Genomic DNA, 16000 nt, shown 5'->3' with positions numbered 1-16000 from the left:
TTTAACGAAAATTTCAGTATACTATAATTATAAATGTAAATGAGATTATGGAGGGCGATGTATGTTAGTATCAACAAAGAAAATGCTTGAAAAAGCGGAGAAAGAACACTATGCGGTAGCACAGATTAACATTAATAATCTGGAATGGACGAAGGCAGTATTAGAAGTATCTCAGGAATTAAATTCACCGGTGATCTTGGGAGTATCCGAAGGTGCCGGAAAATATATGGGTGGCTATAAGACTGTAGTAGGAATGGTAAAAGGAATGTTAGAGGAACTGAATATCACAGTACCGGTTTCCATTCACTTAGACCACGGCGGTTACGATGCCTGCATCAAATGCATCGAAGCCGGATTCCCTTCTATCATGTATGACGGCTCCCATGATTCCATTGAAGAGAATTTGAAAAAGACAAAAGAGATCGTAGAGATGGCTCATGCAAAAGGGATTACCGTAGAAGCAGAGGTAGGAGCGATCGGAGGAGAAGAGGACGGAAAACTTGCAGCAGGTGAGTGCGCAGATCCGGAAGAGTGCAGAGAAATTGCAGAGACAGGAATTGACCTGTTAGCAGCAGGAATCGGAAATATCCATGGAAAATATCCGGAGAACTGGGCAGGACTCAGCTTTGAGACTTTAGAGGCAGTCCGCAAGGCAACAGGACATCTCCCATTAGTACTTCATGGTGGTACAGGAATCCCGGAGGATATGGTAAAGAAATCCATCGACATGGGTGTATGTAAGATCAATGTCAATACAGAATGCCAGCTTGCATTTACGGCTGAGGTTCGTAAGTATATTGAAGAAGGAAAAGACTTAGTTGGTAAAGGATTTGACCCGCGTAAGTTATTAAAACCGGGTACAGAGGCAATTAAACAGACTGTCCGCGATAAGATGGAAATGTTTGGCTCCATTGGAAAAGCAGAATAAGCTCTTTGTTATATTTTACAAAAAAAGAAAGAAAAAGCAGAATTAATTGTAAAAAACAGAGAAGAAGAGAAAAAATAAAAAATTCTCTTGCAATTTCAAAACAATTGGGGTATCTTATTAGCAGAGATTAGAACAAGGGTGTTCCATATGAGTGGAGCGCCCTTTTTTACTGTTATAGGGAAATATAAAGTAATTGCCTATAAAGTAAAACACTCCGTGAGGATGTGGCTCTTTATTCTAATTACAAGACATAATAAAGAAAATACAAAAGCAGAAGCACTAGGGGATGCATTTGTAGAAAATGGTAAAGAAAGGATGTAAGGATATGGAAGAGAGAATGTTAGAAAAAACACCGGATTATTTCAATGTAACAGACATTTTTGGAGAAAACGTATTTAACGATTCCGTTATGCAGGAGCGTCTTCCGAAAAAGGTTTACAAGAAGTTGAGGGAAGTCATTGAAGAAGGAAAAGAACTTGATTTAGAGACTGCTGATGTAGTAGCACATGAGATGAAGGAATGGGCAATCGAAAAAGGTGCGACACACTACACACACTGGTTTCAGCCGTTAACCGGTGTCACAGCAGAAAAACATGATTCTTTTATTACCGCACCAATGCCGAATGGCAAAGTACTGATGAGCTTTTCCGGTAAGGAACTGATCAAAGGAGAGCCGGATGCATCTTCTTTCCCATCAGGAGGTTTAAGAGCGACATTTGAAGCAAGAGGATATACAGCATGGGATTGTACCTCACCGGCATTTGTACGTCAGGATGCAGCAGGTGCAACACTTTGTATTCCAACAGCATTTTGCTCCTATACAGGTGAGGCATTAGACCAGAAGACACCATTGCTTCGTTCTATGGCAGCAATCAATGAGCAGTCCTTACGTCTTTTAAGATTATTTGGAAATACAACATCTAAGAAAGTAACACCGTCCGTAGGACCGGAGCAGGAGTACTTCTTAGTAGATAAAGAAAAATACTTAAAGAGAAAAGACCTGATCTATGCAGGACGTACCTTATTCGGAGCACCACCGGCAAAAGGTCAGGAAATGGATGACCATTACTTCGGAGCTATCCGTGAGAGAATTGCTTCTTATATGAAAGATGTCAATAAAGAGCTCTGGAAACTGGGTGTATCCGCAAAGACACAGCATAACGAGGTTGCTCCGGCACAGCACGAGTTAGCACCGATCTATGCAGAAGCAAATATCGCAGTAGACCATAACCAGTTAGTTATGGAAACACTTAAAAAAGTAGCAGGCCGTCATGGATTATATTGTCTGTTAAATGAAAAACCATTTGCAGGCGTGAACGGTTCCGGTAAACATAATAACTGGTCACTGACCACAGACGATGGAATCAACCTGTTAGATCCGGGCGATACCCCACATGAGAACATCCAGTTCCTGTTAGTCTTATCCTGTATCTTAAAAGCAGTAGATGAGCATGCAGAATTACTTCGTGAGTCCGCAGCAGATGTTGGAAACGACCACAGATTAGGAGCAAACGAGGCACCGCCTGCAATCATCTCCATCTTCTTAGGAGCACAGTTAGAGGATGTGTTAAAACAGTTAATCAGCACAGGTGAAGCTACACATAGTATAGAAGGCGAAATGCTGAAAACCGGTGTGGCAACATTACCGGACTTCATGAAAGATGCAACTGACAGAAACAGAACCTCACCATTTGCATTTACAGGAAACAAATTCGAGTTCCGTATGGTAGGTTCTAAAGCATCCATCGCACAGCCAAACGTAGTATTAAATACCATCGTTGCAGAAGCATTTGCAGAAGTATGTGATACGCTTGAAAAAGCAGATGACTTCGATATGGCAGTACATGATCTGATCAAGAAAAATGTAACAGAGCATCAGAGAATCGTATTCAATGGAAACGGATACTCCGATGGATGGGTAGAGGAAGCAGAAAGACGTGGACTTCCAAACATCCGCTCTATGGTAGATGCCATTCCTTATCTGGCTACTGACAAATCTGTGGCTTTATTTGAGAGATTTGGTGTATTTACAAGAGCAGAGTTAGAGTCCCGTGTGGAAGTAGAGTATGAGACCTACGCAAAGACCATCAACATTGAAGCAAAAGCAATGATGAACATTGCAGGAAAACAGATTATTCCGGCAGTCATCAAATATGCAACCTCACTTGCAACCTCCGTTAATGCAGTTACTGCTGCATGTGGAGCAGATGTCAGCGTTCAGACAGAGCTGTTAACAGAGACCTCTACATTATTAGCAGAGGCACAGACAGCATTGAAGAAGCTGCATGAAGTAACAGAAAAAGCTGCTGCTATAGAAGAAGGCAGGGTACAGGCTGTTGCATACAGAGATGAGGTTAAGGTAGCAATGGATGAGCTTCGTGCACCGATCGACAAATTAGAGATGATCGTTGATAAGGATGTATGGCCAATGCCATCCTATGGAGATTTAATCTTTGAAGTATAATTAAAATTGAAAATGGAAGAAATAGAGTTATAAGCGTTATCAAAGGAGATAGCATAGAAGGTTAGAAAAATCTGACATTCGGTGTTGTCTCCTTTTTTATATTTATATCAGGAGAAAGAGGAGGAAGAAATTATGACAGATGAAATTATGAAAGTGATTAATGACAATGTCTACGGCGTCTGGTTTCTAATTGGTGCGGCATTAGTATTCTGGATGCAGGCAGGATTTGCAATGGTAGAGGCAGGTTTTACCAGAGCAAAGAACTCCGGAAATATCATTATGAAAAACTTAATGGATTTCTGTATTGGAACCGTAATGTGGTTCATCATCGGAGCATCTTTAATGCTTCCGGCAGCAGAAGGAAAAAGTGATATCTTAGGAATTCTCGGAACACCGGGATTTGGGGTATTCACAGACTATGCAAATTTCAGTTATTCGGGATTTGTATTTAACTTAGTATTCTGTGCAACAACAGCAACCATCGTATCAGGTGCGATGGCAGAAAGAACAAAATTCATAACGTATTGTATTTATTCAGCCGTTATTTCCGGTATCATCTATCCAATAGAAGCACACTGGACATGGGGCAATGGATTTTTAGTCAATATGGGATTCCATGATTATGCAGGTTCTAACTGTATCCATATGGTTGGTGGTATCTGTGCATTGATCGGTGCAGCATTCCTTGGACCTCGTATTGGAAAATTCAGTAAAGATAAAGATGGAAAAATTACAAAGGTTAACGCAATTCCGGGACACAACCTGGTTATCGGTTCCCTTGGTGTATTTATCCTCTGGCTTGGCTGGTATGGATTCAATGGTGCAGCAGCTACCGATGTTCCGACACTGGGATCTATCTTTTTAACAACAACCGTAGCTCCGGCAGTAGCAACTGTCGTATGTATGGCATTTACATGGATCAAATATGGAAAACCGGATGTATCGATGTGTCTGAACGCATCTTTAGCAGGACTGGTAGCAATTACCGCACCTTGTGATGTAACAGATTGTGTAGGAGCAGCAATTATTGGAGCAGTAGCAGGAATTTTAGTAGTCTTTGGTGTATGGTTTGTCGATAATGTACTTCATGTCGATGACCCGGTTGGAGCAGTCGCAGTACATATGTTTAACGGTATCTGGGGAACGATTGCAGTAGGTTTATTTGCAACATCTTCAGCACCGGGCTTTGAATTAGCAGGTATTAAAGAAGGTCTCTTCTATGGAGGCGGCTTCAAACAGTTAGGTTTACAGTTTGTAGGTATGTTCATTACCGCAGCTTGGACAATTGTTACAATTACGATCGTATTTATCGTATTAAAAAAGACCATCGGTCTTCGTGTTTCCGAAGAGGAAGAGATCACAGGTCTGGATGCAACAGAGCATGGACTTCCATCAGCATACGCAGGATTTGCAATTATGGATATCTCTGGTTCTACAATGGATGTCAATGAAAATACCGACCTTGGTGTGGCTGATTATGAAAGTGCATCAGAAACTCTGCGGAATGCAGCAGTTCCGGTTGCAGCAATGCCACATGAGCCGACAGGCATCTATAAAGTGGTTATTATTTCAAAACTGTCACGTTATGACAAGTTAAAGAAAGCCATGAATGAACTTGGTGTTACCGGTATGACCTGTACACAGGTTATGGGCTGTGGTGTGCAGAAAGGTTCCGGAGACCGTTACCGTGGTGCAGAGTTGGATGCAACACTCCTTCCAAAGATGAAGGTCGAAGTGGTGGTCAGCAAGATCCCGGTAGAGGATGTCATCGAATCCGCAAAGAAAGTACTTTATACAGGACATATAGGAGATGGAAAGATATTCGTATACAATGTAGAACAGGTAGTCAAAGTTCGTACAGGAGAAGCTGGAACGGCTGCTTTACAGGATGTAGAGTAAGCACAAATATGAGCTAATCTGGAAAGATTAGTATATCTAATCCCCTTAGTGTATATACATCAACAGAAAGAACCCCGACGGAAACGTCGGGGTTCTTTCTGTTCCTTGATGACCTATTATTGAATCATTTACTCGCCTTCTTCGGAAGGGTTTTCAAAGTCGTTATTGTTATCATCGTCATTCTTGTTATCATCAGAAGGAGTATCAGGATTGTTATTGTTATCCGGATTCTTGTTATCATCATTCGGATTGTCATTGTCATTCGTGTTATCTTTTTTGTCCTTTTTATCCTTCTTCTCATTCTTATCTAAGAAACCACCAATATTTTCGAGTGCATCGGTTGTATTCGTAGAAGCATTATGCACATCACAGGTAGAATTTGCAAGCTCATCGGAAAGAAGATATGGACCATCTCCGGAGTTTGCAGAACCGCCAATGATATAGATGTTCGTCTGCTTCGTTTCTTCCGGACAAAACTCATTTGCAATTTTCATAGATGCCGTACAGATTGTTGCACGAACATGGTGGTCGCAGATTTCCGTAGGAACGGTTCCTGATGCAAAATATTCGGTATAAACCTGATTGCCGCGTGGATCACAGTCACAGATGCCTGCAACGGCAAGTTTACCGGATTTCTTACATACGGTAGCAGTCTCAATGCCTTCCGGTTTTTCAAAATCACGGTATTCCAATCCTTCGTTCACACGCTGCATGACGGCTTTCCATACGTTTTTGGTATACCTTGTGCTCTTTAACGGAGAGTTGTCATCATATCCGCCCCAGACAACACAGGTATAATATGGAGAAAATCCTGCGAATAGAGAGTCACGGTTTTTCGTTGTAGTACCGGATTTTCCGGCTACCGGCATATTGCTGATATTCGCTGCAACACCGGTTCCCTGTGTCATAACATCTTTCATCGCAGAAGTGATCAGCCATGCGGTCGTATCTTTTAATACGGTATGTGTCTGAGGTGTATTATCAATCAGTACATTGCCGTCATGGTCAAGGATTTTTGTGAAAAATCTTGGTTTCGTATAAGTGCCGCCATTTGCGATCGTGGCATAGGCAGCCGTTAATTCTAAATTGTAGACACCTTTTGTCAGACCGCCGAGACAGAGTGACTGGGTGTTGTCCTCCGGTACAATGGTAGTAAAGCCAAAATCATCGAGGTAATCAAAACCTACCTGTGTGCCGATCTCGGTCAAAGTCTTTACCGTTACGACATTGATGGAATTTGTAATGGCTTCCCGGAGTGTGGTAAATCCACGGTAGTTATTGTCGTAGTTACGGAGTGAAGTTCCGTTTTCATAGGAATAAGGAGCATCATCCTGTACGGTTGCAAGTGTCATGCCGGCGGAATCCAATGCCGGAGCATAAGCGGCAAGGACTTTGTAAGTGGAACCCGGCTGTCTTGCAGTTGAAGTGGCACGGTTCAGGGTCTTACTTGCTGTCTTTTCACCACGGCCACCTACTAACGCTTTTACTTCGCCGGTGGACTGGTCGATCAGTGTCATCGCAGCCTGTGGCTGTAACGTATAAGAAACGGTTTCGCCGCCTTCCGGAATGGTATCGCCATCCTCTAACATCTCGTTTTTGTATTTTTCAATGGCAGCCTCAGCAGCTTCTTTGGAGGCAAAATGGATATTGTAGTTTTTGTCATTTGCCTGATAGTAAGAAAGCATGGTCTGCTCACTGTAGTTCTTATAAGTACCGTCTTTTTTCTGGATGGTCAGACGGTAGGAGAAAGAATACTCCGGATTTGCGCCGTAATTTGCTTCGTTGTTGACCTCTTCATCACAGATCTTTTGCAGGTTGCTGTCCTGTGTGGAATAAATGGTCAGCCCTCCACTGTAGAGTGCTTTGTATGCCTGTGTTTCCGTATAACCTTTTTCATCGATCAATGTCTGGATCACCTGATCTGTCAGCGCATCTACAAAATAGGAAGTGACGTTATCATCGGCAACCTCAAGGTTGGCAACCTGGATCCGGTCATAGACCTTATCCTTCATGGCTTCGTCATATTCCTTTTGAGAGATGTATTCCTGATCTAACATGTTTTTTAATACCTTGGCACGGCGCTTTTTATTCTGGTCAGGGTTGCTGACCGGATTATAACGGCTCGGATTCTGTGTGATCGCCGCAATGACGGCCGATTCTGAAATATTCAGTTCCGAAACATCCTTATTAAAGTAACGTCTGGATGCCGACTGGACACCAAGTGTATTCTGACCGAGGTTGATGGAGTTCAGATAGTTCTCTAAGATCCAGTCTTTGCTTACGGATTTTTCTAACTGTACGGCTAAGTACTGTTCCTGCAATTTACGCTCTAACTTGTCCGAAAAACTGGATTCGCTTGTCCAGCCTGTAAATACATTGTTCTTCAAAAGCTGCTGCGTGATCGTGGATGCACCTTCTGAAAAGTGAAAACCATGTGTGATACCACGGACTCCCGCGCGTAAAATACCCTGTAAGTCAATACCGTTATGATCGTAAAAACGCTCATCTTCAATTGCAACAAATGCATGCTGTAAATCTTTTGGAATCTCATCTATGGTCACATAGACACGGTTGGAGCCGGAAGCCACCAACGTTGCGATTTCATTTTCATTATTGTCTAATACCGTGGAGAGATATCCGGTCGGTGTAGCATCGATATCCTTAATGTCCGGTGCGGACTTGATAATGCCTCTTACCATATTGAAGACGGCGATCGCGCCGACCACAACTGCGATCAGAATGCAGATAAGAAATGTCTTTAAAAACATTACACGGAACCGTTTATGTGCCATCGACTGCTGGGAGGCTAAATCCTTCTCCTTTTTCGATGTGCGGTTCTTTCCATAGTTCATAACAGACCTCCTTTGTAATTAGTCTTAAACTATATTATGATACATTATACCAAAAAACGGCATAAGAATAAAGTATTAACTGATTTGCAGGCACTTTTCGGACAATTTGGTATTTACGGAAAATCAAAATACCGTTATAATGAGAGCAGAAAAACAGGAGAGAGATGACTATGGAGACAAATGGATACCGGGCTGTCTACAAAGGTGGACAGGGAGAGATCATAGAAAAAAAATCCAGATTTATTGCTACCGTACTTCCGATAGAAACGGAAGAAGAGGCATTGGAGTTTATCGCGAAGATGAAAAAGAAATACTGGGATGCAAGACACAACTGCTATGCCTATGCCATCGGCGAGCGTCAGGAGCTACAAAGATGTTCCGATGACGGAGAACCAAACGGTACCGCAGGCCGTCCGATGTTAGATGTGCTCCTGCATGAAGACATCCACAATACCGTAGTCGTGGTGACCCGTTATTTTGGCGGTGTACTTTTAGGAACCGGCGGACTGGTGCGGGCATATCAAAAGGCGACCCGGAGCGGATTGGAGTCCAGCGTTATTATAGAGAAGCAACGTGGCGTTTTTGGAAATATCGTAACCGATTATAATGGGATCGGAAAGATCCAGTATATATTAGCGCAGAACAATATCCCGATCGCAGACAGTATCTATGGAGAAAATGTCAGCATTCAGGTGGTCGTTCCGGCACAACAGCAGGAAAAGTTAGAAAAAGAACTGATCGAGGGTACGAATGGAAAAGCAGAGATCGACTGGGAAAAAGAGGTCGTTTTTGCAATTGTTGAAAAAGATTTAAAAATTTTTTAAAAAGTGCTTGACTTTTGGTAAAATCATCATGTATAATACCCATTGTTGACACGACATTGGCCCATCGCCAAATGGTAAGGCAACGGACTCTGACTCCGTCATTTCAAGGTTCGAATCCTTGTGGGCCAGTTTTGAAAGCACCATATGCAGATATGGTGCTTTTTTGCTCTATAGGAAATACCGTATTACATTAAAGCGTGAAAATTTGTATTTCCTATAGAGCAAAAAGCCCTTCGGGCGAAGATGCGCAGCTCGCTGAGGGGTAAGTAGCTGCGATGCAGCACCGCTCGCGCGCGGAACAAAAGCTGTGCTATAGAAGAAATTGGAGCGCGGAAGTGTGCGAAGCACACTTTTGTTCCTCTATAAGAAAAAATATGTTACATTAAAGTATGAAAGTTGTGTTTACTATAGAATTTCCTATAGAATAAAAAGCCCTTCGGGCGAAAGAGAGGACAGGCAATGTATCAGATGGATGCGCGTGTGCGCTATAGTGAAGTGGATGAAACGCATAGGATAAAACTGGAGTCTGTTCTGGATTACTTTCAGGACTGCTGTACCTTTCACTCCGAGGATGTCGGAGGCGGTCTCGAATTTTTAAAAGGGCAAAAGAGAGCGTGGCTGTTAGCTTCCTGGCAGATCGTCATAAAGGAATATCCGAAGTTGGGAGAGCAGATACGGATCATTGCAAATCCATATGCATTTAAGAATTTTTTCGGACACAGAAATCTGATGCTGCAGGATGAGCATGGAAAAGATTTAGTCTATGCAAATTCTAACTGGATATTTGTAAATACGGAAACCGGAAAACCGGTTCGGATCCCGGACGAGGTTGCAAATGCATATGAGTTAGGGGAACCTTATCCGATGGAATATGCTGCAAGAAAAATCCCAATGCCAAAGCATTTAGAAGCGAAAGAGCCGTTTGCGGTACACCGTTTTTGCATTGATTCTAACCATCATGTGAACAACGGCAAATATGTATTGATGGCAGAAGAATTTTTACCGGAGCAGTTTCTTGTGAGCGAGCTGAGGGTAGAATACAGAAAAGCAGCAGTGTTAGGCGATATCATGTATCCGTTTGTGGAAAATACAGAGGAGAAGATCGCGGTGGTGTTAGCGGACAAAGAAAAGAGCCCATATGCGATCATAGAATTTTTCGGAGGAAGAAATGATTAAATTAGGAGAATATCAGGAACTGATTGTTGTAAAAAAAGTAGAGTTTGGAGTATACTTAGCACAGAAACCGGAGGATGAGACACGCGTGCTGCTTCCGGCAAAGCAGGTGCCGCAGGAGGTAAAGATCGGTGATGTGCTGAAAGTGTTTTTATATAAAGACTCCAAAGACCGGCTGATCGCAACAACCAATACACCAAAATTACAACTGGAACAACTGGCAGTCTTAGAAGTGTTAGAAATCGGAAAGATCGGAGCCTTTTTAGACTGGGGCTTAGAAAAAGATCTGTTCTTACCGTTTAAAGAGATGACCAGAAAGGTCGAGCCGGGAGATGAGATCTTAGTCACACTTTATATTGATAAGAGCCGCAGACTCTGTGCGACCATGAAAGGGATCTACGATCTGCTGTCAAAAGAATCTCCTTATAAAGAGGGAGATACGGTACAGGGAAGAGTCTATGAGTTCAGTGATAATTTCGGAACTTTCATAGCCGTAGATGACCGGTACTCAGCCATGATTCCACGTCATGAGGATTGCAGTTTCTTGCGGATCGGTGATATCATAGAAGCGCGTGTGACAAAAGTAAAACCGGATGGAAAGCTGGATCTTACCATGCGGCAGAAAGCATATCTTCAGATGAACCCGGATGCAGAAAAAGTGTTAGAGATCATTGATGAATATGCGGGAGTTCTGCCATTTAACGACAAGGCTTCTCCGGAAGTCATCAAAAGAGAGACCGGACTTAGTAAAAATGCTTTTAAGCGGGCAGTCGGACATCTCTATAAAGAGCATAAGATTGAGATTACCGATAAGGTGATCCGAAAATTATAAATACAAAACAAAAGAAAGAAGGAATCACGATGAAAAAAGTAATCAGTACACAGAACGCTCCGGCAGCGATCGGACCGTACTCACAGGCAATTGAAGTGAATGGAATGGTATATACTTCCGGTGTGATCCCGGTAAATCCTGCAACCGGAGAGATCCCGGACGGTGCAGAAGCACAGGCCAGACAGGCAATGACGAGTCTTTCTAATTTATTAGAAGCAGCAGGAACTTCTATGGATAATGTGGTTAAAACAACAGTATTCATTAAAGAAATGAATGATTTTGGAACGATCAATGAGGTATACAAAGAATTCTTTACTACAGATTTCCCGGCAAGAAGCTGTGTGGAGGTAGCAAGACTTCCGAAAGATGTACTCTTAGAGATTGAAGCCGTAGCCGTAAAATAACAGGAGAACATATGACGACAAATAAAGGCGTAAACCGCACATTTCTCATTACTTTTCTGATCTATGTGGGCGGCAGTTTTTTATGGTCGCTGATAGGAAAACGTTTTGTGGACTCATTTTATGTAGATATTGCTGTTTCACAGCTCCTCGTATGTGTCCCGCCGTTTGTCTATCTGAAAATATCGGGGACGAAGACAGGGGAATTGATCCCCTATAAAAAAATCAGGATTTCCGATGCCCTTTTAGCGGTGGTTATGACGTATCTGTTTTACCCGCTGATGCTGGTCATGAATCTGCTGACGATGTTTTTTGTGGACAATACCTCAGCAGAGCTTGCGACAACAATGGGACAGGAGAATCTGTTCCTCAATATCCTGTTTGTGGCATTGCTGCCAGCCTTTGTGGAGGAGTTTGTGTTCCGCGGAGTCTTTTATCAGACCTACCGGAAGAGCAGCATGAAGGCAGCACTGGTGCTCAGCGGACTTCTGTTCGGCTGTATGCACATGAACTTTAACCAGTTCTTATATACCTGTGTCTTTGGCATGATCTTAGTCTTTATGATGGAAGCAACCGGAAGCATTGTGACTTCCATGATCTGTCATTTTTTACTGAATCTGAACGGAGTATTGCTCTCAGGACTCAATGGAAGTATCAGGAATGCGAGCGTGAGTGATGCCGTACAGCAGAGCAGTAATTTAGCAAGCCAGCCAAAGATCTTATTAGCAGGGCTTCTTGTATGGGGAGTGATCGCTGTGTTTACGACCGCAGGCGGCTGTGCCATCTGGGTTCATCTGGCAAGAAAAAATGGAAGACTGGAACTCATCCAACAGAAGATGAATGAGGCAAAGCGTGAAAGAATCATAACACCGACCCTTGTGATCGGAATGGTATTAGCAGTCGCATTTATGGTAGTCTTTGAGATTTTTTAAGAAAATTAAAGAGCCTGAAATAAAAAATTCTAAAATAAAAAGATTCTAAAACAAAAAAGCAGGAGCTGCGTGAATGCCGACTCCTGCTTTTTTATTTTGTACTAAACAGAAATATCAATGTTGCCGCCAATATGCGGGTTCACTGAACGTTCCATTGCCTGTATCATCGTGTCTCCGAGCTTCTGTGTGACATCAAGCTGTTTTCCTAAGATCGCAACACTGATATCAGAAGGAGATGTACTTGGGGAGATCTGACTCAATGCAATGTTATTAAGAGCTGTTACATCCATACTGGCACCACCTTTCGTCTATTGATAAGTTTATTGTACTTCGGAGGTGTGAAAAGTGCAATAAGTTTTGAAAAATAAAAGAGAAAAACAGAATCCCGAAGGCAGTGAAAGCCAAGAGAAAAATAAGCCTCAAAATAAGATGGAGGTTTTCCGGGAAAGATGATAAAATAGTTTTATATGATTAGGGTGTCAAAAGGCGTTTTCAAGTTTTTTGAGTGGCAACTTGCACAAAGCCGAGTCTATTTTGTTCCGTTGTACGAAAATAAGAAAATCTAAGTCTGCCTGAGTTAGGCTGTGCTGGAGTGACGTGTACGTCTTAAACGCCCCGTCCATGGGGTGTTAAGACTTTTGCTGCCGTCCATGGCAGCAAAACACTATACATTAGCAGGCAGACTAAGATTTACTAATTTTCTCCCAAAGTCACAAAAGTAGTCCCAGTTTTGTTCAAGTTGCCAGCCCCTAAGTTGTAAGCCGCCTTTTGACATCCTAATCTTTATAGGCAAAATGAAAAAGAAAGAGAGAAAAATATATGCTGTATGATGTAATTATAATAGGAAGTGGTCCGGCAGGTTTGAGTGCTGCGATTTATGCAGAGCGGGCAAAGTTAAAGACACTGGTATTAGAAAAAGCACCAATGAGCGGAGGACAGATCTTAAACACTTATGAAGTGGATAACTATCCGGGAATCCCTGGGGTCGGTGGATTTGATCTTGGAAGTAAATTCCGGGCGCATGCCGATGCCGTAGGATGTCAGTTTGTAACGGCAGAAGTGTTAGAGATTAAAAACGAAGCAGATCATAAGGTCATTGTGACAGATAAGGAAACTTATCAGACAAAGACGATCATATTAGCCAGTGGTGCGACACACCGGACCTTAGGTGTGCCGGGGGAAGAGGAACTCATGGGAATGGGAGTCTCTTATTGTGCCACCTGTGACGGAGCGTTTTTTAAAGGAAAGACAACGGCAGTAGTCGGAGGCGGAGATGTAGCGTTAGAGGATGCCCTGTTTTTAGCAAGACTCTGTAAAAAAGTGTATCTGATCCACAGAAGAGATGAATTCCGCGGGGCAAAGGTGTTGCAGGAACGGGTAAAGACAAGTGAGAACATCGAAATTCTCTGGGATACGGTTATTGAGCAGATTCAGGGAGAGGATCAGGTTGAGAGTCTTTCCTTATATAATAAGAAGACAGAGGAAAAGCAGGAACTTTCGGTCAACGGAGTATTTATAGCAGTGGGCATCCTGCCGAACACGGAAATGTATCGTGGCGTGGTGGATTTAGATGAAGCCGGTTATGTCATTGCCGGTGAAGATGGCGTGACAAGCTGTGCAGGGATTTTTGCGGCGGGAGATCTGCGTACCAAGCAGCTTCGGCAGGTCATTACAGCGGCTGCCGATGGGGCGAATGTTGTAACTTCTATCGAAAAATATCTGAATGAGCTGTAATTCTTTGTCGGGTTTTGTAAAGGAATAGGGTTGACAGTGTAGAAACGCTTTGATATAATGTTGTACGATAAATGTAATAAATTTGTAACAAAAGGTAAAGACTTATCAATAAATTGGAGGCACACATGAATCGTAACAGATTAAGAATACGAACATGCTGTTTAGCGGCAACAATAATGCTTGCAGGTTCCGGCAGTATGGCAGTTAACGCAGCTCCGGCAGCAGGATTATCCGACGAACTGAGTACAACAATCAGCAGTGTAACAAAAGAATCTACCGTAGCAGGTGGAACTCTTACATTTGCAAAAGCTGTTTCTGACAGCCAGAAAGCTGATGAGAATAAAGAAAATACAGACAATTCTTCCGAGGACAAGAGTGAGAAGGCAGAAAATGAGACTCCGGTTGTAAAATCAGAGTATGCAGATATCGCAATCGCACAGGTGGACAACTATGTAAATGTCCGCAGCACACCGGGCGAGGATGGAGAAGTCTTAGGAAAGCTCTATGACAAATCCGCAGCTACAGTGGAAGGCGAAGAGAACGGATGGTATAAGATTACATCCGGAAGTGTTACCGGTTATGTAAAGAAAGAATTCGTAGTAGTTGGTAACGAAGAGTTAGCAAGAGCCGTTGGAAGAAGAATGGCAAAGGTTAACACAGAGACTTTAAAAGTGCGTACAGATGCATCTACAGACGCACCTGTTTTAGGATTAGTACCGGGCGGAGATGATCTGACCGTTACAGAAGAGAGAGACGGCTGGGTAAAAGTCAGCGTAGAAGAGGGCGAAGGATTTGTATCTACAGATTATGTAAGCCTTTCTACAGAGTTTGTAAAAGCAGAGTCTAAAGCAGAAGAAGAAGCAAGACTTGCAAAAGAAGAGGCTGAAAGAAAAGCAGCAGAGGAAGCAGCGGCAGCAGCAGCCAGAAAAGCATCACAGCAGCAGAGCAGCGCACCGGCAGCAAGCAGTGCTCCGGCAAGAAGCTATGCACCACCTTCAGGCGGTAATGGAGCAGCAGTTGCAAGCTATGCAGGTCAGTTTGTTGGAAACCCATATGTATATGGTGGAACCAGCCTGACAAACGGAGCAGACTGTTCCGGATTCGTAATGAGCGTATATGCAGCATTTGGTGTATCACTTCCTCATTCCTCCAGTGCAATGAGAGGCGTAGGATATGAAGTAAGCCAGGCAGACATGCAGCCGGGTGACATCGTATGTTACAGTGGACACGTTGCAATTTATGTTGGAAACAATACCATCGTACATGCAAGTACACCGGAATCAGGTATCAAGTATACATCTCCGGCAGCATACCGCAGCATTATTACAGTAAGAAGAATTTTCTAAGAGTGAATATTTGAATATTGACAAAGCTGTCATTCTAAGGAATGGCAGCTTTTTTGCTTTATAAGATCAGGGTGTCAAAAGGTGGTTTCACATTTGTTGATTGGCAGGTTGCACAAAGCCGAGTCTTTTTTGTTCCGTTGTACGAAAATAAGAAAATCTAAGTCTGCCTGAGTCAGGTTGTGATGAAGTGACGTGTACGTTTTAAACGCCCCGTCCATGGGGCTTAAGACTTTTGCTGCCGTCCATGGCAGCAAAACACTATACATGAACAGGCAGACTAAGATTTACTAATTTTCTCCCAAAGTCACAAAAGCAGTCTCAGCTTTGTGCAAGGTACTAGCTGCTAAGCTATGAGTAGATTTTTGACACATTAATTTCTATAAGAAATGCTGTGTTGCGTTTAAGCATGGAAGTTGTACTTCCTGTAGAGTGGAAATGCTTCGTAAGGGGGCAGATGCGCAATGATAGGTAAGGGTGTTATGGAAATGTTTATATGACAGACTAACGATTATACAAGTTGCACAAATTCTACAAATTTCCGTAGAACTGGTGTCGTTTTTTGCAACCAGAGGAGAAAAAGTTATCAACATCGAAAAAGGTGGAAATATCGAAAAA

Annotated in this window: 13 protein-coding genes and 1 tRNA gene; 12 read left to right on the top strand and 2 right to left on the bottom strand. The window is 42.8% G+C overall.

Features of this window, described 5'->3' with window-relative positions; genetic code table 11:
- Positions 1-61: 61 nt before the first annotated feature.
- The 4 genes from fba to WMO43_RS10320 all read left to right on the top strand — a co-directional run bounded on the left by fba (position 62) and on the right by WMO43_RS10320 (position 5291).
- A complete protein-coding gene (gene fba / locus WMO43_RS10335; RefSeq protein WP_177962949.1) occupies positions 62-928 on the top strand; it encodes a class II fructose-1,6-bisphosphate aldolase in 867 nt (288 codons plus the stop codon).
- A gap of 147 nt (positions 929-1075) precedes the next feature.
- Positions 1076-1249, top strand: a complete 174-nt coding sequence (locus tag WMO43_RS10330) for a hypothetical protein (protein ID WP_353531105.1) — start codon at positions 1076-1078, stop codon at positions 1247-1249.
- 4 nt (positions 1250-1253) lie between these two features.
- Complete coding sequence (locus tag WMO43_RS10325; protein ID WP_434784181.1) at positions 1254-3392, top strand: glutamine synthetase III family protein; 2139 nt, start codon at positions 1254-1256, stop codon at positions 3390-3392.
- A gap of 132 nt (positions 3393-3524) precedes the next feature.
- A complete protein-coding gene (locus tag WMO43_RS10320) occupies positions 3525-5291 on the top strand; it encodes an ammonium transporter (RefSeq protein ID WP_353531104.1) in 1767 nt (588 codons plus the stop codon).
- A gap of 128 nt (positions 5292-5419) precedes the next feature.
- Here WMO43_RS10320 and WMO43_RS10315 read toward each other — a convergent pair whose 3' ends face one another.
- A complete protein-coding gene (locus WMO43_RS10315; protein WP_353531103.1) occupies positions 5420-8143 on the bottom strand; it encodes a transglycosylase domain-containing protein in 2724 nt (907 codons plus the stop codon).
- Between the two features lie 170 nt (positions 8144-8313).
- Between WMO43_RS10315 and WMO43_RS10310 the strand changes: the two genes are divergently transcribed.
- The 6 genes from WMO43_RS10310 (at position 8314) to WMO43_RS10285 (ending at position 12305) form a co-directional block, all read left to right on the top strand.
- Positions 8314-8967: a YigZ family protein gene (locus WMO43_RS10310; protein WP_434784180.1), complete on the top strand. Its 654-nt coding sequence runs from the start codon at positions 8314-8316 to the stop codon at positions 8965-8967.
- 57 nt (positions 8968-9024) lie between these two features.
- A tRNA-Gln gene (locus tag WMO43_RS10305) sits at positions 9025-9096 on the top strand.
- A 330-nt stretch (positions 9097-9426) separates the two neighbouring features.
- A complete protein-coding gene (locus tag WMO43_RS10300; protein WP_353531101.1) occupies positions 9427-10143 on the top strand; it encodes an acyl-[acyl-carrier-protein] thioesterase in 717 nt (238 codons plus the stop codon).
- On the top strand, positions 10139-10972 hold the full coding sequence (locus tag WMO43_RS10295) for a CvfB family protein (protein WP_353531144.1): 834 nt from the start codon (positions 10139-10141) through the stop codon (positions 10970-10972). The genes WMO43_RS10300 and WMO43_RS10295 overlap by 5 nt, the downstream gene beginning before the upstream one ends.
- A gap of 29 nt (positions 10973-11001) precedes the next feature.
- Positions 11002-11376 carry a RidA family protein gene (locus tag WMO43_RS10290; RefSeq protein ID WP_353531100.1) on the top strand — a complete coding sequence of 125 codons (375 nt, stop codon included), beginning with the start codon at positions 11002-11004 and terminating at the stop codon, positions 11374-11376.
- Positions 11377-11387: 11 nt separating this feature from the next.
- Positions 11388-12305 (top strand): CPBP family intramembrane glutamic endopeptidase, encoded by a 918-nt coding sequence (locus WMO43_RS10285; RefSeq protein ID WP_353531099.1) that lies wholly within the window; start codon positions 11388-11390, stop codon positions 12303-12305.
- A gap of 101 nt (positions 12306-12406) precedes the next feature.
- On the opposite strand, the gene WMO43_RS10280 is transcribed toward WMO43_RS10285, so the two are convergent.
- The gene (locus WMO43_RS10280) at positions 12407-12595 is read right to left on the bottom strand and encodes a YjfB family protein (protein WP_177962956.1); all 189 of its coding nucleotides are present in this window, start codon (positions 12593-12595) and stop codon (positions 12407-12409) included.
- Positions 12596-13124: 529 nt separating this feature from the next.
- Here WMO43_RS10280 and trxB point away from each other — a divergent pair.
- Both trxB and WMO43_RS10270 read left to right on the top strand, forming a co-directional pair.
- Positions 13125-14039: a thioredoxin-disulfide reductase gene (gene trxB, locus WMO43_RS10275; protein ID WP_353531098.1), complete on the top strand. Its 915-nt coding sequence runs from the start codon at positions 13125-13127 to the stop codon at positions 14037-14039.
- A 125-nt stretch (positions 14040-14164) separates the two neighbouring features.
- Positions 14165-15385, top strand: coding sequence for a C40 family peptidase (locus WMO43_RS10270; RefSeq protein WP_177962958.1), 1221 nt, complete (start codon positions 14165-14167; stop codon positions 15383-15385).
- The last annotated feature ends 615 nt before the right edge of the window (positions 15386-16000 follow it).

Origin of the sequence: Maccoyibacter intestinihominis, assembly GCF_040096355.1 — a bacterium.
Taxonomy (GTDB): Bacteria; Bacillota; Clostridia; order Lachnospirales; family Lachnospiraceae; genus Maccoyibacter; species Maccoyibacter intestinihominis.
Note: the sequence above shows the minus strand (reverse complement) of the source record. Positions and strands in the feature narration are given on the sequence as shown.